The organism is Streptomyces tibetensis, from assembly GCF_007655005.1.
In the GTDB taxonomy this organism is placed as follows: Bacteria; Actinomycetota; Actinomycetes; order Streptomycetales; family Streptomycetaceae; genus Streptomyces; species Streptomyces tibetensis.
In genome coordinates this window covers 25,713-45,327 of record NZ_SZVW01000013.1, presented here as the reverse complement: position 1 = coordinate 45,327, position 19,615 = coordinate 25,713, and the positions used below count along the sequence as shown (strand labels likewise).

General features: G+C 72.5%; 19 protein-coding genes. 14 read left to right on the top strand and 5 right to left on the bottom strand.

What is annotated here, in order from left to right; translation table 11 throughout:
- Nucleotides 1–284 precede the first annotated feature (284 nt).
- Together FDO69_RS22330 and FDO69_RS22325 are read left to right on the top strand one after the other, a co-directional pair.
- A complete protein-coding gene (locus FDO69_RS22330) occupies nt 285–917 on the top strand; it encodes a hypothetical protein (RefSeq protein ID WP_104781630.1) in 633 nt (210 codons plus the stop codon).
- Complete coding sequence (locus tag FDO69_RS22325; RefSeq protein WP_104781629.1) at nt 914–1,447, top strand: hypothetical protein; 534 nt, start codon at nt 914–916, stop codon at nt 1,445–1,447. The genes FDO69_RS22330 and FDO69_RS22325 overlap by 4 nt, the downstream gene beginning before the upstream one ends.
- A gap of 15 nt (nt 1,448–1,462) precedes the next feature.
- On the opposite strand, the gene FDO69_RS22320 is transcribed toward FDO69_RS22325, so the two are convergent.
- Nucleotides 1,463–1,786, bottom strand: coding sequence for a hypothetical protein (locus FDO69_RS22320; protein ID WP_104781628.1), 324 nt, complete (start codon nt 1,784–1,786; stop codon nt 1,463–1,465).
- A 214-nt stretch (nt 1,787–2,000) separates the two neighbouring features.
- Between FDO69_RS22320 and FDO69_RS22315 the strand changes: the two genes are divergently transcribed.
- Nucleotides 2,001–2,456 carry a hypothetical protein gene (locus FDO69_RS22315; RefSeq protein WP_104781627.1) on the top strand — a complete coding sequence of 152 codons (456 nt, stop codon included), beginning with the start codon at nt 2,001–2,003 and terminating at the stop codon, nt 2,454–2,456.
- 12 nt (nt 2,457–2,468) lie between these two features.
- Nucleotides 2,469–3,323, top strand: a complete 855-nt coding sequence (locus tag FDO69_RS22310; RefSeq protein WP_170320924.1) for a fructosamine kinase family protein — start codon at nt 2,469–2,471, stop codon at nt 3,321–3,323.
- A gap of 6 nt (nt 3,324–3,329) precedes the next feature.
- Here the strand turns inward: FDO69_RS22310 and FDO69_RS22305 are convergent, their stop codons facing one another.
- Complete coding sequence (locus tag FDO69_RS22305; protein WP_104781626.1) at nt 3,330–4,988, bottom strand: catalase; 1,659 nt, start codon at nt 4,986–4,988, stop codon at nt 3,330–3,332.
- A gap of 232 nt (nt 4,989–5,220) precedes the next feature.
- Here FDO69_RS22305 and FDO69_RS22300 point away from each other — a divergent pair, with 232 nt between their 5' ends.
- The gene (locus tag FDO69_RS22300; RefSeq protein WP_104781625.1) at nt 5,221–5,877 is read left to right on the top strand and encodes a hypothetical protein; all 657 of its coding nucleotides are present in this window, start codon (nt 5,221–5,223) and stop codon (nt 5,875–5,877) included.
- Between the two features lie 75 nt (nt 5,878–5,952).
- On the opposite strand, the gene FDO69_RS22295 is transcribed toward FDO69_RS22300, so the two are convergent.
- Together FDO69_RS22295 and FDO69_RS42135 are read right to left on the bottom strand one after the other, a co-directional pair.
- A complete protein-coding gene (locus FDO69_RS22295; protein WP_104781624.1) occupies nt 5,953–6,633 on the bottom strand; it encodes a hypothetical protein in 681 nt (226 codons plus the stop codon).
- 47 nt (nt 6,634–6,680) lie between these two features.
- Nucleotides 6,681–9,203 carry a serine/threonine-protein kinase gene (locus tag FDO69_RS42135; protein ID WP_234388032.1) on the bottom strand — a complete coding sequence of 841 codons (2,523 nt, stop codon included), beginning with the start codon at nt 9,201–9,203 and terminating at the stop codon, nt 6,681–6,683.
- A gap of 605 nt (nt 9,204–9,808) precedes the next feature.
- Here FDO69_RS42135 and FDO69_RS22280 point away from each other — a divergent pair.
- Genes FDO69_RS22280 through FDO69_RS22255 form a run of 6 tightly spaced genes read left to right on the top strand, consistent with a single transcriptional unit; the run spans nt 9,809 to nt 15,244 of the window.
- On the top strand, nt 9,809–11,410 hold the full coding sequence (locus FDO69_RS22280) for an ATP-binding protein (RefSeq protein WP_104781623.1): 1,602 nt from the start codon (nt 9,809–9,811) through the stop codon (nt 11,408–11,410).
- Entirely contained in the window at nt 11,407–11,829 is a 423-nt protein-coding gene (locus tag FDO69_RS22275; RefSeq protein WP_104781622.1) for a roadblock/LC7 domain-containing protein, read from the top strand. Before FDO69_RS22280 ends, FDO69_RS22275 begins: the two co-directional genes overlap by 4 nt.
- Nucleotides 11,826–12,188, top strand: coding sequence for a DUF742 domain-containing protein (locus FDO69_RS22270; RefSeq protein ID WP_104781621.1), 363 nt, complete (start codon nt 11,826–11,828; stop codon nt 12,186–12,188). The genes FDO69_RS22275 and FDO69_RS22270 overlap by 4 nt, the downstream gene beginning before the upstream one ends.
- The gene (locus tag FDO69_RS22265; RefSeq protein ID WP_104781620.1) at nt 12,160–12,786 is read left to right on the top strand and encodes a GTP-binding protein; all 627 of its coding nucleotides are present in this window, start codon (nt 12,160–12,162) and stop codon (nt 12,784–12,786) included. Before FDO69_RS22270 ends, FDO69_RS22265 begins: the two co-directional genes overlap by 29 nt.
- The gene (locus tag FDO69_RS22260) at nt 12,783–14,021 is read left to right on the top strand and encodes a cytochrome P450 family protein (protein WP_104781619.1); all 1,239 of its coding nucleotides are present in this window, start codon (nt 12,783–12,785) and stop codon (nt 14,019–14,021) included. Before FDO69_RS22265 ends, FDO69_RS22260 begins: the two co-directional genes overlap by 4 nt.
- Complete coding sequence (locus FDO69_RS22255; RefSeq protein ID WP_104781618.1) at nt 14,018–15,244, top strand: cytochrome P450 family protein; 1,227 nt, start codon at nt 14,018–14,020, stop codon at nt 15,242–15,244. The genes FDO69_RS22260 and FDO69_RS22255 overlap by 4 nt, the downstream gene beginning before the upstream one ends.
- Before the next feature lie 230 nt (nt 15,245–15,474).
- Here the strand turns inward: FDO69_RS22255 and FDO69_RS22250 are convergent, their stop codons facing one another.
- The gene (locus tag FDO69_RS22250; protein WP_104781617.1) at nt 15,475–16,965 is read right to left on the bottom strand and encodes a PucR family transcriptional regulator; all 1,491 of its coding nucleotides are present in this window, start codon (nt 16,963–16,965) and stop codon (nt 15,475–15,477) included.
- A gap of 170 nt (nt 16,966–17,135) precedes the next feature.
- On the opposite strand from FDO69_RS22250, the gene FDO69_RS22245 reads away from it, so the two are divergent.
- The 3 genes from FDO69_RS22245 (at nt 17,136) to FDO69_RS22235 (ending at nt 19,609) form a co-directional block, all read left to right on the top strand.
- Complete coding sequence (locus FDO69_RS22245) at nt 17,136–17,756, top strand: L-threonylcarbamoyladenylate synthase (protein ID WP_053672481.1); 621 nt, start codon at nt 17,136–17,138, stop codon at nt 17,754–17,756.
- 145 nt (nt 17,757–17,901) lie between these two features.
- Nucleotides 17,902–18,657 carry a dienelactone hydrolase family protein gene (locus FDO69_RS22240; protein WP_104781616.1) on the top strand — a complete coding sequence of 252 codons (756 nt, stop codon included), beginning with the start codon at nt 17,902–17,904 and terminating at the stop codon, nt 18,655–18,657.
- Nucleotides 18,658–18,778: 121 nt separating this feature from the next.
- Nucleotides 18,779–19,609 (top strand): MHYT domain-containing protein, encoded by an 831-nt coding sequence (locus FDO69_RS22235; protein WP_104781615.1) that lies wholly within the window; start codon nt 18,779–18,781, stop codon nt 19,607–19,609.
- Nucleotides 19,610–19,615: the final 6 nt, after the last annotated feature.

Genomic DNA, 19,615 nt, shown 5'->3' with positions numbered 1-19,615 from the left:
ACAGGCGCCGGGCCGTCGCCGTGCGCAGCGGTGACGGCCGTTTCACCCGTGCAGGCGCCGGGCCGCCGCCGTGCGCAGCGGTGGCGGCCGTTTCGCCCGGACAGGCGCCGGGCCGTCGCCGTGCGCAGCGGTGACGGCCGTTTCACCCGTACAGGCGCCGGGCCGCCGCCGTGCGCGGCGGTGACGGCCGTTTCACCCGTACAGGCGCCGGGCACCCGGCCCGCGTGTTCTCCCGTGGACCCGAACCCGCAGGTCCGGCGCGGCGCGCCGGTGTCCCGCCGCCGGTGCGCTCGCTGCGTTTCGACGGCTGGATCGCCGGGGTCGGCACGGCGTCCGGCGCCCGCGTGGTGCTCGGTCACTGGCCCCGGTCGCCGTTCGGGCCGTTCAGTGACGTGATGGTCGAGGGGGCCGACGGACACCGGCTGCTGCTGGCGCCGACGGCCGAGACGGCGGAGTTCGTCGCCGGAACCTATGTCTTCGACGAGGTACGGGTCGTACCGGTGGAGGTGACCGTCACCGGCCGCCGGCGCTGGACCGTCACCGCCCCGCCGCTCCACCTGGAGTTCAGCACCGGCCGCCGGACCCTGCCGGGCCTGGCGCTGCGGGTGGTCCCGGGGCGCCTCGCCGTCCGGCCGGCCTGGATCGCGCTGTGGGACCGGCCCGCCCGTCTGCTGCTGGGCGCACACACCCACGCCAGCGCCCGGGCCGGACGGCACCAGTGGTACGGCGCCCGGGATCTGCACCCGGTCACCTCGGCCACCGTGACCTGCAAGGGCGAGAGCCTCGGCGCCCTCGCCCCGGTCGAGCCCCCCGTGCGCTTCGGGACCGGCTCGACACCCCGCCCTCCCTGTCTCGTGCGGGTCACCACGACGGTGACCGTGGAGCAGGGCCGGAGTACGACAGGAGTCGCGTCATGACGGAACAGCGAGCGGATTCGCCGGGCGCCGAGCGTGCCCCGGCCACCGACATGTCCCTGCTGGGCATCTACCTCAACGACCATCTCGCCGGTGCCACCGCCGGGACCGCGCGGGTGCGCTACCTGCTGCGCTCGTGCGGCGGCTCGGCGCTCGCCGACGCACTGGCCCCGGTCGCCGACGAGATCGCCGACGACCGGACGGCCCTGCTCCACCTCATGCGGCGCCTGGACGTCCAGGTGCGCCGCTACAAGGTCTACGCGGGCCGGGCGGCCGAGCAGGTGGGGCGGCTGAAGAGCAACGGCAGCCTGGTACGGCGCTCTCCGCTGAGCACTCTGTGGGAGCTGGAGGCGCTGGCGCTCGGGGTGGAGGGCAAGCTGGCCGGCTGGGAGACGCTGCACGATCTGGCCGCCACGGACGAACGCCTCGACCGACGGCAGCTCGACGAACTCATCGAACGGGCCCGCCGGCAGCACGCCACGCTGGAGGCGCTGCGTCACAGGCAGGTCGAGGTCGCCTTCCGCGGAGGCTGAGCAACCGGCGTTCGCTCACCAGAACCTGGTGCTGAGGGCGGGCTGGTGGTCGAGCTGCACGGCGTCGCGCAGCCGCAGCGCGACGCTGATGGTGGCACGCAGGGCGGACGGGCGGACGGTCTGGGCGGTCTCGGTGGCGAGGACCAGCAGGCAGGCCGCCGCCTGCTCGACGACCGGGACCGGCAGGGTGAAGTCGTTGTCGGCGGCCTCACGGAACGCCTTCAGCGGGATCGCGGCCCCGTCGACGGCCCGCTTCGCGGCCTGCTCCAGATGCTGAGCGGCTTGTTCGCACACGGGGGCCGGCAGGGCGATGGTGCGCTGGAACGGTGTACTCGTCATGACCCGACTGCTCCCCCGGAGGTGGCCGGTTCTGTCGCCCGGCGGCGGGATTTCACCGTCCCGCGTGACCGGCGCGTGGCGAATGTCCCGGAATCGAAACAGCGGTCAAGTGCGGTACAACGGCCGCCGGATACGACAGGTCTACTCCTGCGATCGGCTTCCCGGGCGAGCGGCCCGGGAACACGGAGAAGTGACCACAACGGGGGTATCCAGAATGTTCCGCACCGCCTCGCGCCCGAACCGCTGGAGCGTTTTCGCCGTCGGCTGCGTCGCCGCCCTCGGCATCGCGGCCGCAGCGGTCCCGGCCGCCGCCGCGTCGGCCACGGAGGCCGACGACCGCTACACCGCGCAGGAGATCCACACGTTCCTGGAGGACTTCTACGGGGAGCACGGGCCGGGCGACTTCGCCCGCACGTACGGCATCTCGCCGCAGCTCAAGGAGAAGGTCGCCGACAACCCGGAGTTCGACGTGCTGCTGTGCGCGCAGAACGTCCCGGCGTCGATCGACATCGGCCCGGTCACCACGGCCCAGTCCGCGCGGGTCGGCTGGGCGACCGTCAGCACCTACTGGAACGGTGGGTCAGGCAAGGCGGACTTCACCGCGTACGTCGATCTCGACGCGACGCGGCCGATTCAGTTGCTTGACGTGGACTGTGGTTCCGAGAGCTGAGAAGGAGCGCGTATGACCGTCCGTTCGGATGTGGTGGCCCGGCTCACCGGACGGGCGGTCAGCGAGGAGAGGCAGCTGTCGGGCGGCCTCGCCGAAATCGCTCTCGACGACGGGCGGGTCGTGGTCGTCAAGCGGTCCGACGCGCCGGGGGCGGCCCGGGCCGAGGCGGCGGGGCTGCGGTGGCTGGCCGCTGCCGGGAGCGTACGGGTGCCGGTGGTGCACGGGCACGAGGACGGCTGGCTGGTCATCGACCTGGTGCCGCAGCGGCGGCCGGATCCTGCGGCTGCGGTGCGGTTCGGGCGGGACCTCGCCGCGCTGCACGCCGCCGGGGCACCCGCGTTCGGCGCGGCGCCGCCGGACGGCCCGGTGGACGCGTACATCGGGCTCGCGCCGATGCGCAACGAGCCCGGTGGCGACTGGCCGCGCTGGTACGCCGGGCAGCGCGTGCTGCCGTATCTGCGACGGGCGGTCGACCAGGGCACGCTCTCGTCCCGAGAGGCGGCCGTCGTCGAGCGGCTGTGCGAGCGGCTGCCGGAGCTGGCCGGGCCCGCCGAGCCGCCCGCGCGGCTGCACGGCGACCTGTGGAGCGGCAACGTGCTGTGGGCGGCCGACGGGCAGGTCCGGCTGATCGACCCGGCCGCGCACGGCGGGCACCGGGAGACGGACCTGGCGATGCTGCGGCTGTTCGGCTGCCCCCATCTGGAGCGGGTGCTGGGCGGCTACCAGGAGGTCGCTCCGCTCGCGGACGGCTGGGCCCGACGGGTCGGCGTGCACCAGCTGTTTCCGCTGCTGGTGCACGCCGTGCTGTTCGGCCGGGGCTACGCGGAACAGGCCCTGACCGCGGCCCGTACGGCCCTGGAGGGGTGATCCTCGTCAGCGGGTCACGACGTGCCGTTCGTCGGGGACGCAGTGGGTCATGGTGAGGCCCTCGACGTCGCGTGGCTTGTTGTTGCCGAGGTCGGCCAGGCGTTCGCGGTCCTCGTCCGTGAGGTCCTGACTCGCCAGCGGCTGCAGTCCCGCCACGTCCTTTGGGCCGATGCCCAGGCCTTCGCCGACCCGCAGGCCGAGGTCGTTCTCGACCAGCAGGAAGTGCCAGACCATGCGTTCCTGGATCGCCCGGTCGCACTGGGACAGTTGACCGATGAAGTTCTTCACCAGGTCGTCGCGTTCCCAGTCCTCCAGCAGCAGATAGCGCTGACCGGCCTGGAGGTAGTCGTTGGTGCGGGGGATGCGCTTGCGGGTGAGCCGGCCCTGGATCTCGGGCCCCTGCTCGTCGTGCGCCGGGTAGCGGGCCTCGCGCAGGCCACCGGTGATCGAGGGTTCGTAGTTGACCTGAGGGTTCTCGCCCGCCCCGTCGACGTAGTACGCCATCTGGCCGTCACGCTGGTTGGTGCGCACCTCCGCGTTCTTGGCCCGGTTGACGGGAAGCTGCAGGTAGTTCGGGCCGACCCGGTAGCGCTGGGTGTCGCTGTAGGAGAAGGTCCGGCCGATGAGCATCTTGTCGTCGGAGAAGTCCAGGCCGTCGACGAGGACGCCGGTGCCGAAGGAGATCTGCTCGTTCTCGGCGAAGAAGTCTTTGGGCATGCGGTCCAGCACCATCCGGCCCACCGGCTTGGGCGGGAAGTCCTGCTCGGGCCAGGTCTTGGTGTCGTCCAGGGGGTCGAAGTCGAGCTCGGGGTGGTCGTGGTCGTCCATCATCTGGACGAGCAGCTCCCACTCCGGGTGGTCTCCGCGGGCCACGGCCTCGTACAGGTCTTTGGTGGCGTGACCGAGCGTGTCGGCCTGGACGTTGGCGGCGTCCTCCTCGGTCATGCTGCGCACGCCCTGCTTGGGCATCCAGTGGTACTTGACGAGCTTGGTGTCGCCGTCGGCGTTGACCCACTTGTAGGTGTTGACGCCGAAGCCCTGCATGTGGCGGTAGTCGGCGGGGATGCCGCGCGGGCTGAACAGGTTGACCAGCATGTGCATGGCCTCGGGCGTCTGCGACATGAAGTCGAAGATGCGGCCGGGCTGCTGCTCGAAGGTCACCGGGTCGGGCTTGAGGGCGTGGATGACGTCCGGGAACTTGATGGCGTCGCGGATGAAGAAGACGCCCAGGTTGTTGCCGACCAGGTCCCAGTTGCCGTCCTCGGTGTAGAACTTGACGGCGAAACCCCGCGGGTCGCGGGCGGCCTCGGAGGAGTCGCGGCCTCCGATCACCGTGGAGAAGCGGACGGCCACGTCCGTGCGCTTGCCGCGCTCCTGGAACAGCTTGGCCCGGGTGTAGCGGCTGACCGGCTCGTCGCCCCAGGTGCCGTAGGCCTCGAAGTGGCCGTAGGCGGTGACGCCGCGGGCGTGCACGACGCGTTCGGGGATGCGTTCCCGGTCGAAGTGGCTGATCTTCTCCAGGAACTGGTAGTTCTCCAGCGTCGCGGGGCCCCGGGCGCCGACGGTGCGCTGGTTCTGGTTGTCGTAGACCGGATGGCCCTGGCGGTCGGTGAGTACCTCGCGGTCGTCGCCCGGTGCGGGACCGGTGCCGGAAACGTCCGTCATATGCGTGGGCTCCTTCGGCTCGTGGCCGGCGGCCGGCCGGGGCGGAGCCGCGAGGGTCCGCCCGGCCGGTCCTGGCGGGACGGGCCGGGTACCCGGGCGGCGCGGTCACTCACGTGCCATGGGCCTCGTCCGGCGCCTTCGGCGGCTCGGGCGACGGCCACCGGACAAGGGGGGGTGGGATGGTGGCTGTCGGCATCCGGCACTGACAGCGGGGCCGCGGGAGAGGAGAGGGATGCGGAACGTCTACTGGATCGGGGGCGGCAGCGGCGCGGGCAAGTCCACGATCGCCCGCCGTCTCGCCGACCGGTACGGCTGGCGCCGCTACGTGACGGACGACGCGATGGCGGATCACGCGCGCCGGACCACCGCCGAGGAGGCGCCCTTCCTGCACGCGTTCATGGCCATGGACCTGGACGAGCGGTGGGTCGACCGGTCCCCCGAGACCATGCTGGAGACGTTCCACTGGTTCCGGGGCGAGGCTTTCGGCCTGATCGTCGAGGATCTCGCGGGAGCGCCCCGGGACACGCCTGTGGTCGTCGAGGGGTTCCGGCTGCTGCCGCACCTTGTGAAGCCGCTGCTCACCGAGCCCGGACACGCGGTCTGGCTGCTGCCCACACCTGACTTCCGCCAGGTCGCGTTCACGAGCCGCGCCTCCCCCGGGGGAAGGTTCACGCAGCGGACCGGTGATCCCGGGCGGGCGGAGGACAACCTCGCCGTGCGGGACGCCCTGTTCACCGAGAGACTGCGCGAGGAGACCACCCGCCTGGGGCTGCCCTCCCTCACGGTGGACGGCACGATCACTGAGGACGAACTGGTTGAACGGGTCAGCGAGGTCTTCCGGCTCCGACACGCAGAAGGACCCGGACCCGCGCGGGGTCCGGGCTCTTGAGGGCCGGTGAGTCCCAGCCTCCGTCGAGGCGTGCGCGCAGCAGCCCCTTGCCCGGCCACCGCCGACCGGGCCGGATCAACGGCAGGTGTAGGCGAAGGACGCGGACGCCGTGTGCCGGCTGGGGGACTTGATGACCAGCCACGCCGTCGCCTGGTTGGTGCCCTTGCCGTAGAAGGTCCACAGCAGGCGCAGACGCGTCTCCTCCTGCCCCTTGCCCAACCGCCCCTCGCGCGGCCCCGAGGAGGTGCCGTCACTGCGGTTCCACTCGTAGGTGAACGCGCCGGCCGATCCGTTGGTGTGCACCACCGCGACCACCTCGGCCGTTCCGTCGCATCCGAGGACGCTGCTCGCCTGCGCCGTCACCTGGGTGATCCGCAGGTCCCCCGTCTGCCGTTGCCAGAGCGACCAGGCCAGCACGATCAGCAGGACGGCCGCCGCCAGGCCGTATCTGCGCAACCCTTGAGGTCGGCGGCGGGGCGTTTTCCGGCTCACGCGCTTCCCCGTGCTGTCCCAGACGTCGACGGCGGTGTCCGTCAGCCCCAGGGGCGGGACGCCGGGTCCGAAGTGCAGGACTTCGGACTCGGGCGCGGGCTCGGGCTCGGTACTCGTCCAGTGGGCGTCGAGGGCGGTCGGAACGTAGGTGGCGTCGACGACGTCCCTGATGGTCGGTTGCACATCCGGATCCTGCAAGGTCGGCTGCAGGTCCGGCTCCCGTGACTCCCACGGCACGACCGGGCGCTCGCCGCGGTCCGTCATCCTCGCCCTCCGTTCGGCTCGCTCTCAGACACTCGGCTGGACCGGCATCAGCCGGGCTCACCCTCCACGGCCACCGGAGCCCCCTGCCGCGGAGTCACCGCCGGTGTCCCTGCCGAACCCGAGCCGGTGCCGCTGCCGCCGGCAGAGGCGCCGGAGTCGGTGCTGCTCTGGCTGGTGGCGTTGAGGGACGGCGTGCCGGAGCCCGAGGCCGGGTTGCCGGACGGACCGGTGCCGGTACTGGGGCCGGTGCCGGTACTGGGGCCGGTGCCGGTACTGGGGCCGGTGCCGGTACTGGGGCCGGTGCCGGTACTGGGGCCGGTGCCGGTACTGGGGCCGGTGCCGGTACTGGGGCCGGTGCCGGTACTGGGGCCGGTGCCGGTACTGGGGCCGGTGCCGGTACTGGGGCCGGTGCCGGTACTGGGGCCGGTGCCGGTACTGGGGCCGGTGCCGGTACTGGGGCCGGTGCCGGTACTGGGGCCGGTGCCGGTACTGGGGCCGGTGCCGGTACTGGGGCCGGTGCCGGTACTGGGGCCGGTGCCGGTACTGGGGCCGGTGCCGGTACTGGGGCCGGTGCCGGTACTGGGGCCGGTGCCGGTACTGGGGCCGGTGCCGGTACTGGGGCCGGTGCCGGTACTGGGGCCGGTGCCGGTACTGGGGCCGGTGCCGGTACTGGGGCCGGTGCCGGTACTGGGGCCGGTGCCGGTACTGGGGCCGGTGCCGGTACTGGGGCCGGTGCCGGTACTGGGGCCGGTGCCGGTACTGGGGCCGGTGCCGGTACTGGGGCCGGTGCCGGTACTGGGGCCGGTGCCGGTACTGGGGCCGGTGCCGGTACTGGGGCCGGTGCCGGTACTGGGGCCGGTGCCGGTACTGGGGCCGGTGCCGGTACTGGGGCCGGTGCCGGTACTGGGGCCGGTGCCGGTACTGGGGCCGGTGCCGGTACTGGGGCCGGTGCCGGTACTGGGGCCGGTGCCGGTACTGGGGCCGGTGCCGGTACTGGGGCCGGTGCCGGTGTTGCCGTCACCGACCGGCGCCGTGACCTTGTCGGACCCGGGGCCACCCGCCACCCCGGATTCACCGCCGCCGGTACCCGGGTCGGCGTGGCCGTGCCCCGGGCGCGGGGTGGTGTTCCCTCCGGGACCGGAGCCGCCCTGCCCGGGCCCGGGCTCGCCTGTGACTCCTGTGCTGGGGTCCTGGCCCTCGTCGGGCACCCTGTCGCGCGTCTCGTCGGGCAGTTCGCCGGGGCTCTCGTCGTCGTAAGGGTTCGTTTCTCCACGGTCGGTGTGACCGCGGTCGGTGTCGCTCTCCACGCCGGTGCCCCCGTCGGCGTTGGTTCCGGTGTCGCCGGGCCCACCGCTCTTCTCCGTCTCGGAGCCGGCATCACCCGCCCGGTTCCGGGGGCCCGTGCCGCTGTTCCCGGCCTCACCGCCGGAGCCCGAGTCCGCCCGGGTACCACCGTCGGCCGGCGCTGTGCCCGCCCCGTCGGAATCGTCGGCCGCCTCGAGCGTGCGGTCACGCTCGCTGCCCCGCGTTTCGTTCGACGAGCCGGTGTCCTTCTTCCGGGCGTCGACCCTGGTGACGGCCTCTGTGTGCGCACCGGCGGGTGCTTCGGCCCCGCCCGCCCAGCCGTTGGGCATCATGCTCAGCAGCGCCGCCACCGCCACGGCGGCCGCACCGGTGAGCACATCACCCCGCCTGCGCAGTTGCTTGCGGCGCCGTGCGGTCACAACGGTGCGGGCCAGTTCGGCCGAGGAGCCCACCAGTCGAGCGTCCAGGCGTGAGATCGCCGGCGGCACGAGGGCCGCCGCCACCGCGGCCAGCCGGCTCTGGCCGCGTTCCTCCCAGTCGGCTCCGTACGCGTTCTCGGCCACCCACTCCAGCTCCCGCAGGAAATCGAGAGCGCCGGCGGGACGGAGTGCCGGGTCCTTGGCCATACCGTGCAGGACCAGCCCGCGTACCTCCACCGGCAACCGGTCCGTCGGCACCGGCTCCTCGACGTGCTGACGCAGGAAGTCGAGGGGTTCCGGACCTTCGAACGGGCGCACACCGGTCAGGCACTCGTAGAGGGTGGCCGTCGCCGCGTACACATCGCCGGCGGGGGTGGCCGCCCTCAGCTTCCACTGCTCCGGGGGCATGTACGCCCAGGTTCCGCACAGGTTGTGGCGGTCGCCGGTGCGCGCCGAAATCCCGAAGTCCACCAGCTTGGTCTGGCCGTCCCAGTTGACCAGTACGTTCTCCGGCTTGAAGTCGCGGTGCACGACGCCGACTCCGTGTGCGGCGGCCAGTCCGCGCAGGGACCCTTTCAGCACGACGAGTGCGGCCTCGGGGTGCGTGGGCCCCTCTTTCTTCAGCAGCGCGCGGAGTGCGGCACCGTAAACCAGTTCCATGACGATGGCCGCGCCCTGGTCGGCTTCCACGTACTCGTACAGTCGCGTCACATGAGGCGATGTCAGGCCACCGAGAAGCCGGGCTTCTTCCCGCAAGGCAGTGCGAAATTCCTCCCTCGAACACAGTTCCTTATTGAGGTATTTGATCGCGACGTTCCGGCTGGTCGCGGCATGGCGGGCGATCACCACCCGACCGTTCCCACCCTTACCCAGATTCTTCAGGTCGACATACCCGGGAACGGTCCAAGAATCGTCCCCCCGTTCGACTTCCCATCCGCCGTGACCGGCCACTCCTGCCACGTTTCCCCCTGCTGTTCCGTTGCACTGAGGCTCCTCGAACGAGGCAACCGAAGGGGAATTCTCCCAGTGGCAAAAGATCCAATACAGCAAGAAATTTCACAGTTCTGCAACCGTCGATACTGACGTCAATTCAAATGACGGTGACGGCAGTGACCACTTGTTGAGCACATCGGAGTTGTGGGGCGGTTGTGAGTTCATGCCTACGGCGGCGCCCCGAACGTCGGGCCGGTCGGGGTCCGATGGCCGCGGCCCGCTACGGCGGCCGCGTGGCGGCCGGATCGGAGGGGCAGACCCGCACACACCATCAACTCCCCACCCCCGCACGAAACTTCAGGCAGTCACTCCGGAAGCCCACAGAAAGCGATCACTTTCGGAACTAAGTGGCGCTCCACCGTGCGAGACCGGTCGATGACGGTGTGTACTGTGCTGCGGGTGGCTCGCCTGAGCACCTCGGACCCAGCCCTGCCCGACTCCCTCCTGGAATCGACTCGATGATCGAAGTACCGGACCTGGCCGTCGGCGCCCTCGCTCTCGGCACACTGTCCGCGTTCGCCCTCGGCGGCGGGCTGCTGCGCTCACGGCGGCACCTGGCCGCGCAACGTGCGAAGACGGCCGCGCTGCGGGCCCAACTCGACGGCACGACACGGGCGTTCACCTCCGAGGTCGAGCATCTGGCGGCACGACGGGTGCCCGCCGCGGCCCGGCAGGCCGCACACTCCCACGTCAGCGAGCCCGGGCCACTGAACCCGCAGCTGGCCGGCTCGCCCCTGGGGAGCGCCCTGGAGCAGGTGCTCAAGGGGCTGCACGCCGAACTGGCCGCGCAGCGCACCCGGATCGACGCGGCGGCACAGGCCGGGATGCGGGGGGCCACCCGGGAGATCCAGGCGGCTCTGTACCGGCTGCAGGACGCTCTGCGGGGACTGCAACAGCGCTACGACGACCCCGAGCTGACGCAGACCCTGTTCGAACTGGACCACGAGAACGAGCAGTCGCTGCGGCGCGCGCAGATCGCCGCGGTGGTGTGCGGGGCGTGGGTGGGACTCGCCCGCGAGGAGTCCCATCTCGTGGACGCGGTGACGGGCGGTCAGGCCCGGCTCGCGGGGTACCGCCGCGTCCGGATCAACAACCACCTCGCGGCCGGAACGGCCCTGGTGTCCCACGCCGTCGAGCCGGTCGCCATCATCGTCGCCGAGCTCCTCGACAACGCGCTGCGGCATTCCGCGCCCGACACGGACGTGGTGGTCAATCTCGAGGCGGTCCACCACGGGGTCTGCGTCACCGTGGACGACGCCGGTCTGGGCATGACGCAGGACGAGCGGGCCCGGGCCCAGCGGATGGTCGCCGGTTCGGATCCGATCCTGCTGACCGAGCTCGGGGATCCGCCGCGCATGGGGCTCGCGGCCGTCGGCCAGCTGACCCGGCAGTTCGATCTGAGCGTGGACCTGTCCTCCCCGTCGCCGTACGGCGGGGTGCGGGCGGTGCTGCGGGTCGACAGCCATCTGCTGACACGCATCGACCCGCAGGAGCAGCCCCCGGCGGCCAGTGCGCCCCGTTCGACCCGGCGGGAGGCCGTGCGGGAACCGGAGAGCGGTTCCGGCGCGTCCCACGGTGCGGTCCCGGCCCCCTCCGGCCCGCACCACACGCTCCGCCCCGGCGGGCAGGCCCAACCGCTCCCCACCGGCGCAGGCACAGACACAGACACGGGCGACGCAGGCACCGGCAACGCAGGCGACGCAGGCGACGATCACGGCTACGGCACGGAGCACCTGGGCGGCGACGACGCCCCGGTCCCCGGCCACCACGGCCCGCGGGAAAGCGGCGGCCTCCCCCAGCGGCGTCGCCGGGGTCGCGCCACGACCTCGGGCGGCCCCGCCGCGGCCGAACCCGCGGCATCTCCCCGTTCCCGCCGTCCCGAGGAGTCCGCCGCCGCCCTCGGCGCCCTCCAGTCCGGCACCGCGGCAGCGCGTACCGCCGCGCGGTCGAACACAGGCGCAGTTCCAGCCGTATGTGAGGGTGCCCCGGCCGCGACCACGGCCGACACGGCATCCGAGGACACCGACAGCAGCGAAAACGAAGGGGGAACGGCTCGATGACCAGCCGCGCAGCGGGGGACACGGCATGGGTGCTCGAACCGGTCCTGGAGGTGCCGCACGTCGTGGCCGCCGCCCTGCTCACCCGGGACGGACTCGTCACCGGCTATACCGACGCGCTGTCGCGGCCGTCGGCCGAGCGGGTCGCGGCCATCACCAGCACCGTGCAGGGCGCCTGCCGTACCGCGGCGGCGGCGTTCGCCGACACCGACCGGGCGGAGATCCGGCAGGTCGTCATCGAGTCGGACCACGGCTATGTGCTGATCGTGCCGACGGACCACGGCACCTGCGTCGCCGCGTACGGCGATCCCGAGGTGCGGCTGGACCTGCTCGCCCACCGGGTGCATTCGCAGGTCGCGCGGCTGGGCGAGAAGGCGATGGCCGCCGGGCCCCGAGGTGCCGACGGCGGCACGTCGGCATGACCGGCCGCCGAGGCGGCCGTCCCCTGGTTCCCGCGTACCTGTCAACCGGCGGTGTGGCGCGGCCCAGTCGTGCGCATCTGGAGCGGCTGTCGGTCCTCACCGGCAGCGGTGAGCAGGCCCCAGCGGACCTGCCCGCCGCCCAGGCGGCCCTGCTGGAGGAGCTGGAGCACGGCTCGCTGACGGTGGTGGAGGCCGCGGCCCTGCTGCGGCTGCCGGTCTCCGCGGTGCTGGTACTGGCCGCCGACCTCCTCGACCGTGACCTGGTCCTGGCCCGTGCGCCGATCCCGCCCGCCCGGCGCTTCGACCCCGACCTGCTGAAGAGAGTGGCCGATGGCCTCCGCGACCTCAAGCACCGTTGACGCCGAGCCGGGGGGTGCGGGCATCCACCTGCCCGACACCGCCCAGGACCTGGTGAAGATCCTCGTCACGGGGCCGTTCGGGGTGGGCAAGACGACCCTGATCCGCTCCGTCTCCGAGATCCGGCCGCTGCACACGGAGGAGCAGCTCTCGGAGGCGTCCGCACAGGTCGACGACCTCGCCGGGGTCCGGGACAAGTCCACCACCACGGTCGCCATCGACTTCGGCCGGATCAGCCTGCCGGGCGGCGTCGTGCTGTACCTGTTCGGCACGCCCGGCCAGGAACGCTTCCGGGCCCTGTGGGACGACGTCGCCTACGGGGCGCTCGGCGCGCTCGTGCTGGTCGACGCCCGCCGGATCGACGCCTCGTTCGACGTGCTGGGGCTCGTGGAGGAGTCGGGGCTGCCCTACGCGGTCGCCCTCAACACCTTCCCGGACGCGCCCCGCCACCACACGCCCGAGCAGCTGCGCGCCGCCCTGGACCTGGAGCCCACGACTCCCATGGTCACGTGCGACGCGCGGGAGACGGACTCCTCGGTCGACGCCCTGCTCGCGCTGGTACAGCACCTGATCGACCACCACCCCCCGGAGCCCCGGTGACCCACCCCTCCCCCGCCGAGCAAACCTTCTCCCTCGCGGCGCCCGTCCGCCTCTGGGAGGACGGCTTCGCCCGCGATCCCCACCCCTACTACGCCGCCCTGCGCGCCCACGGCCCGGTCGGCTGGGCGGAACTCGCGCCCGGCGTCCCGGCGTACGTCGTCACCGACCGGCGGGCGGCGCTTGATCTGCTGCACGACACGGAGACGTTCTCGCACGATCCCCGGCCGTGGGAGGCGACCGTTCCCGACGACTCGCCGGTGCTCGGCATGATGCGCTGGCGCCCCAACACCCTGTTCGCCGACGGCGGCGCCCACCTGCGCTACCGCACCTCGCTGATCGACGCCTTCGATCTGGTGGAGCCGCACGATCTGCGGGCCCGGGTGCACCGCGCGGTGCACCTGCTGGTGAGCCGGATCGGGCCGCGCGGCGAGGCCGACCTGGTCGGCGAGTTCACCCGGCCGCTGATGGCGCTGGTGTTCAACAGCCTGTTCGGGCTGCCCGACAGCGCGAGCGACCGGCTGGACACCGCCCTGGGCAAACTGATCGAGGGCGGCGCCCAGGCGGCCGAGGGCGAAGCCGAGTTCGGCGGGTACGTGCTGGAGCTGATCGCGGCCAAGACCGAGCGGCGGGGCGACGATCTGCCGAGCTGGCTGCTGGACCACCCGGCGGGCCTGACCCCCGAGGAGGTCACCTGGCAGGTGTTCCTCACCCTCGGCGCGGGGCACGAGCCCACGGCCAACCTGGTGTCCAACGCGCTGTCCAGGATCCTCGGCAACCCGGCCTACTACTCGACGCTGACCAGCGGCGCCCGCCCGGTGACGGACGCGGTGCTGGAGGTCCTGCACCACGAGACGCCGCTCGCCAACTACGGGATCCACTACGCCCGTACACCGGTCGCCCTGCACGGCGTGTGGATCAGGGCCGCGGTGCCGGTGGTGATCTCCTACGGCGCGCTCGCCCAGGCCGCCGAGCAGGAGCGCGGCGCGGAGCGCCACCCGTCGGACGCCTCTCACCTGTCCTGGTCGGCGGGCCCGCACGCCTGCCCGGTCAAGCAGCACACCCTGCTCATCGCCACCGAGGCGATCGAACGGCTCACCCAGTGGCTGCCCGACCTCGAACCCGTCCTGCCCCGCGAGCGCCTGACGTGGCGGCCCGGTCCGTTCCACCGCTCGCTGACCGCCCTGCCCGTCCGTTTCAGCCCCCGCTCCCCCGACCAGCCAGGAGGACGACCGTGACCGTGACCGACCGCATCGCTCTGGACCCGTTAGGCGCCGACATCGCCGCCGAGAGCGCCCGGCTGCGCGCCCTCGGCCCGATCGTGCCCGTGGAACTGCCCGGCGGCATCCCGGCGTGGGCGCCGACGCGCTACGACACGCTGAGGGAGCTCATCCTCGACCCGCGGGTCAGCAAGGACCCGCGGCTGCACTGGCGGCTGTGGCCCGAGATCGCCGGGAAACCGTCCTGGGCCTGGATCCTGGGCTGGGTCGGCGTGGTGAACATGCTCTCCACGTACGGACCGGACCACACCCGGCTGCGCAAGCTGGTCGCGCCCAGCTTCACGCACCGGCGGACCGAGGCGATGCGGCCCCGGGTGGAGGCGATCACGGCGGGGCTGCTGGACTTACTGGAGGCCGACGACGGCGAGGTCGTGGACGTCAAGGAAGGGTTCGCCCATCCGCTGCCGATGCGGATGATCTGCGAACTCATGGGTGTTCCCGACGAGTTGCGGGAGGACACCGGCCGGCTCATCGCGGCCATCATGGACACCTCCGATCCGAGCCCGGAGCACGCGGCGTCGGTGCAGCGGCAGATCGGGACGGTGCTGCCGGCGCTGATAGCCCACCGGGCCGCGCACCCCGGGGACGACATGACGTCCGAGCTGATCCGGGTCCGGGACGAGGACGGTGACCGGCTGAGCGACGAGGAGCTGCTGTACACGCTGCTGCTGGTGATCGGCGCCGGTTTCGAGACCACCGTGAACCTCATCGGCAACGCGGTGGTCGCCCTGCTGCGTCGTCCCGAGCAGCTGGCGGCCGTCCGGTCCGGGGAGATCGGCTGGGACGCCGTCGTCGACGAGACGCTGCGCGCCCACCCGTCGATCGCGTCGCTGCCGCTGCGGTTCGCCGTCACCGACCTCGCGGTCGGCGATGTGACGATCCCGGCCGGTGACGCCATCATCACGACGTACGCCGCCGCGGGGCTCGATCCCGAGCACTACGGGCCGGACGCCGACCACTTCGACGCCACGCGGGGCGCCGACGACCATCTGGCGTTCGGGATCGGCGTCCACCGCTGCATCGGGGCGCCGCTCGCCCGGCTGGAAGCCCTCACCGCGCTGCCGGCGCTGTTCGACCGGTTCCCGGATCTGCGCCTGGCCGCCGGCGACGACGGCCTGCGGCAGGTGCCGTCGTTCATCGCGTTCGGCTGGCAGGAGATCCCGGTGCGGCTGCGGGGCTGACGCCCCGGAAGGGTGGCGCCGCACAGCGCAGCGCGCGGGAGCGCGACCGGTCCCCCGTTCCGGTCGTGCCCCCGCGGTGAGTTGAACTTACGTCCCTGTCCGAGGCCTTGTGAACCGTGTCGATGCCCGCTGCACGCTCAGCGGGGCTCACCCGTGCACAGCCGAGTCCGGATGGCCCGGTTTCGTCCCGCCAGGATCCGGCCAACCGGTTGCCCCGGAGGCAAACAGGCTCAGGCCGGGCTTCGCAGGACCGGCAGGTCGAGGTCGCCCACGGTCAGGTGCGCCAGGACGACCTCGTACAGGTCGGTGCCCGCGGCGAGCAGCTGGCGTTCCAGGACGGGTTCGGCGCTGCGGACGTGCTCGCGCACGGTCTGGGCGTGCACACCCAGGGCCTGTGCGGCTCGTTCGGCGTTGCCGCCGACGGCGATCCAGGTGCGCAGCGTCCGGCGCGGATTGCGGGCGTCGGCGTCGAGCCGCCCCAGCAGGTCCTGCCCCCAGGTGCGTACGGCGGGGCCGGACAGCAGGTCGGCGAGCCGCAGATCCGGCTCCCCGGCGCCGTCGGACGGTGCGTCGGGCAGGCCGATCCGGGTGTTGAGCGCCAGGTGGACGACGGCCCGGACCGTGAGGTCGGCGAAATCGGTGCCGAGCAGGGCCTCGACGCGTTCCATGCGGGCGCGGACGGTGTTGCGGCTGACGCCGAGGACCTTGGCGGCGTTGACGGCGGTGAATTCCAGGCCGAGCCGGGTGGTGGCGAGCAGTTCGGCGCGGGTGTGGTGCGGCAGGGTGTCGAGGGGGCGCAGCACGCGGGACGTCCAGCCGCGCAGCGCCACCGGGTCCATCAGGCGTTCGGGGTGGGTGCGCTCGGCGTAGACGGCCGTCTTGTCGGGCCGGAAGTGGGCCACGGCCAGGGCGCTGACGGCCTGCCCGTAGGCGGTGGCGGTCTGGGCGAGGCTCTGGCGGACGCTGCCGCCGAGGAAGAGGTCCGGGTGGCGGCCGACGAGGGACCGCAGGGCGTCGCCCGTGGTCTCCCTGGGACCGACGACGATCACATGCCCGTCCATGGCCGGGCAGCGCACGACCAGGGCGTCCTCCCGGGTGCTGTCCAGGCACTCCTCGGCGACGCGGTCGCGCACGTCGGGAGCGGATTCGACGACGTACACGCACGCCGTTTCGGCGTCGAGCAGCCCGGGCCAGAGTCCGGCGGCGACGCGGCGGGCGGCGATGGTGTCCTCGACCATCAGCAGCTGCAGGATCGCCAGGCGCAGATCGGAGGTGGCCCGGCGCAGCCGCTGCCCGGCCGCGGTGGACTCGCTCGCCGTCAGCAGCAGCTCGATCACCTGGGCGGTGTGCGTGACGACACCGGAGGACCGCCGGTCGAAGGGGTCCTGCCGGGAGACGGCCAGCACGCACGCGTGGGACGGGTGCTCCACTCTGACCAGGCGCAGGTGGCGCTCCCGGCTCTCCCAGGCCGCGGAGGCGATCCGGCCGGCGGTGATGTCCGCGACCAGGCCCTCGTCCAGCGGGAGCCGGTTTCCGGCGATGAGGTTCCCGGCGGCGTCCTGGAGGGCCACGGTCGCGCCCACGGTGCCGGCGAGCCAGGCGACGACTCTGCGGACGTCGCGCCCGGCCGGACGCAGATGCTCGAGCAGTTCCTCCGCCCACGCCGGGTCCGTGCCGGCCTGCGCCGCACGCTGCCGGTTCCCGTCCTCTCGGCCAGCCACCTGGGCCTTCCCCTCGCTCCTCGTGCCGCCTCCGGCCCACCGGTCGGGGACGTTACCTCACGTCCGCAGGGCGATCCGCCCGGCCCGGACGTCGGACGGCGGGGGCCGGTGTCCCCGGGCCCGGCCCCCTCCTGCGCCGCCGACCCGCGCCGGCGGCATAAGCTCGGCGGATGGCGAAGTACTACGACGTGCACCCCGACAACCCGCAGGCCCGCACCATCGGCCAGATCGCCGACAGCATCCGCGCCGACGCTCTTGTCGCCTACCCCACGGACTCCTGCTACGCACTGGGCTGCCGTATCGGCAGCCGTGACGGCATCGACCGGATCCGCACGATCCGCAAGCTGGACGACCGGCACCACTTCACCCTCGTGTGCCAGGACTTCGCCCAGCTCGGCCAGTTCGTGCGGATCGACAACGACGTGTTCCGCGCGATCAAGGCGTCGACGCCCGGCAGCTACACGTTCATCCTGCCCGCGACGAAGGAGGTGCCGCGCGTGCTGCAGCACCCCAAGAAGAAGACGGTCGGGGTGCGCATCCCCGACCACGTCGTCACCCAGGCCCTGCTCGCCGAACTCGGTGAGCCGCTGCTGTCCAGCACCCTGCTGCTGCCCGGCGAGGAGGAGCCGATGACGCAGGGCTGGGAGATCAAGGACCTGCTCGACCACGTGCTGGACGGGGTGGTCGACTCGGGCGACTGCGGTACCGAGCCGACGACGGTCGTCGACTTCTCCGGTGGGGAGGCCGAGATCGTGCGGCACGGCGCGGGCGACCCCTCACGGTTCGAGTAAAGCGCGCGCCAAAGGCCGTTCACGGTTCAACCGTGTGCCGGGGGTGGGCGAATTGCCCCGGGTCGGGCGTGTCACGATGACCATGATCCGCCCGGTCACGCGGACGGGTTGCAGGCCCCCACCCCCGCAGAGAGGCAGCCCAGCCATGACCGCCGTACAGGGAACCGCCGTCGACATCCCCACCGAGGACGGCACCGCCGACGCGTATCTGGCCCACCCCGCCGACGGGGCCGCCCACCCGGCGGTCCTGCTGTTCATGGACGCCTTCGGTCTGCGTCCGCAGCTGCGGTCCATGGCGGACCGGCTGGCCGCCGAGGGCTACACGGTGCTGGTGCCGAACGTGTTCTACCGGCACGGTCGCGCCCCCCTGTTCGACCTTCCCGAGTTCATCGACCCGGGGTCGCGTCCGGAGATATTCGAGCGCATCGTGCCGGTCATGCAGGACCTGACGAACGAGCGGGCGATGCGGGACGCCGGTGCGTATCTGCACTGGCTGGCCGAGTCGCCCGCGGTGGCCGACGGCCCGGTCGCGCTGACCGGCTACTGCATGGGTGCCCGCCTCTCGCTGCTCACCGCGGGCACCTACCCGGAGCGGGTCGCGGCGGCGGCCGGCTTCCACGGCGGGCGGCTGGCGACGGACACCCCGGACAGCCCTCACCTGGTGGCCGGCAAGGTCACCGCCGAGCTGTACTTCGGCCACGCCGACCAGGACCACTCCCTGCCGGAGGAGCAGATCGAGCGCCTGGAGAAGGCCCTGACGGCGGCGGGCGTGCGCCACCGGTGCGAGGTGTACACGGGCGCGCCGCACGGATTCACGCAGGCCGACACCGCGGCGTACCACCAGGAGGGCGACGAGCGGCACTGGTCGGCGCTGCTGGACCTGCTGAAGCGCACATTCTGACCTCAATCGACTCCTTGGTGACACGAGTTGGCGGCCTACCGACGGTAAGGGCTTGCTCTCCCGTGATCCCTGCGCGTAGACCTTGCTGAACACCAGTCAGGACTCTGGGGGGAGTTGACTCTTGGACGGCACGGTCGACGGGTTCCGCTACGGTGCGGTGACCCCGGTGGCGGCATATCTGATGGCCTGCCTGGGAGGGGCCCTGGGGCTGCGGTGCATCGTGCGCTCGCTGCTCAACGCGCAGTCGTGGAAGACGGGCTGGCTCGCGTTAGGCGCCGCCTCCATCGGGTGCGGCATCTGGACGATGCACTTCATCGCCATGATCGGCTTCCATGTGGAGGAGACCCGGGTCCGTTACGACGCGGCCACGACGGTGCTCAGTCTCGTCGTGGCCGTCACCGTGGTGGGCGTCGGCGTGTTCATCGTCGGCCACCGCGGCGCAAGCGCTGTCACGCTGGCGGTCGCGGGGGCGGTCACCGGACTGGGCGTTGCGGGCATGCATTACCTCGGCATGGCGGCGCTGCGGCTGAACGGCGACGTCGGCTACGACCCGGTCGGCGTCGTACTGTCCGTGCTGATCGCCATCGGGGCCGCGACCGCGGCGCTGTGGTCGGCGGTCACCATCCGCGGCTTCCTGATGAGCCTCGGGGCGAGCCTGGTGATGGGCGTGGCGGTGTCCGGGATGCACTACACGGGTATGGCAGCCGTCAGCGTCCATGTGCACGACACGACCGGCGGGACGTGGGCGGGCGAGTCGCCGACGTCCCTGCTGCTGCCGATGCTGCTGGGGCCGGTGGTCTTCCTGCTGCTGGCCGGGGCCGTGGTGATGTTCGACCCGCTGCTGGTGCTGGGCGAGCGGACGTCCGCACGGCAGAACGCGCCGGCAACCGGCTCCACAGCGCCACGTCGCCCGTCGTGGCGCACCACGGCCTCCTCCAGGCGCGAGCGGTGAGCGGCC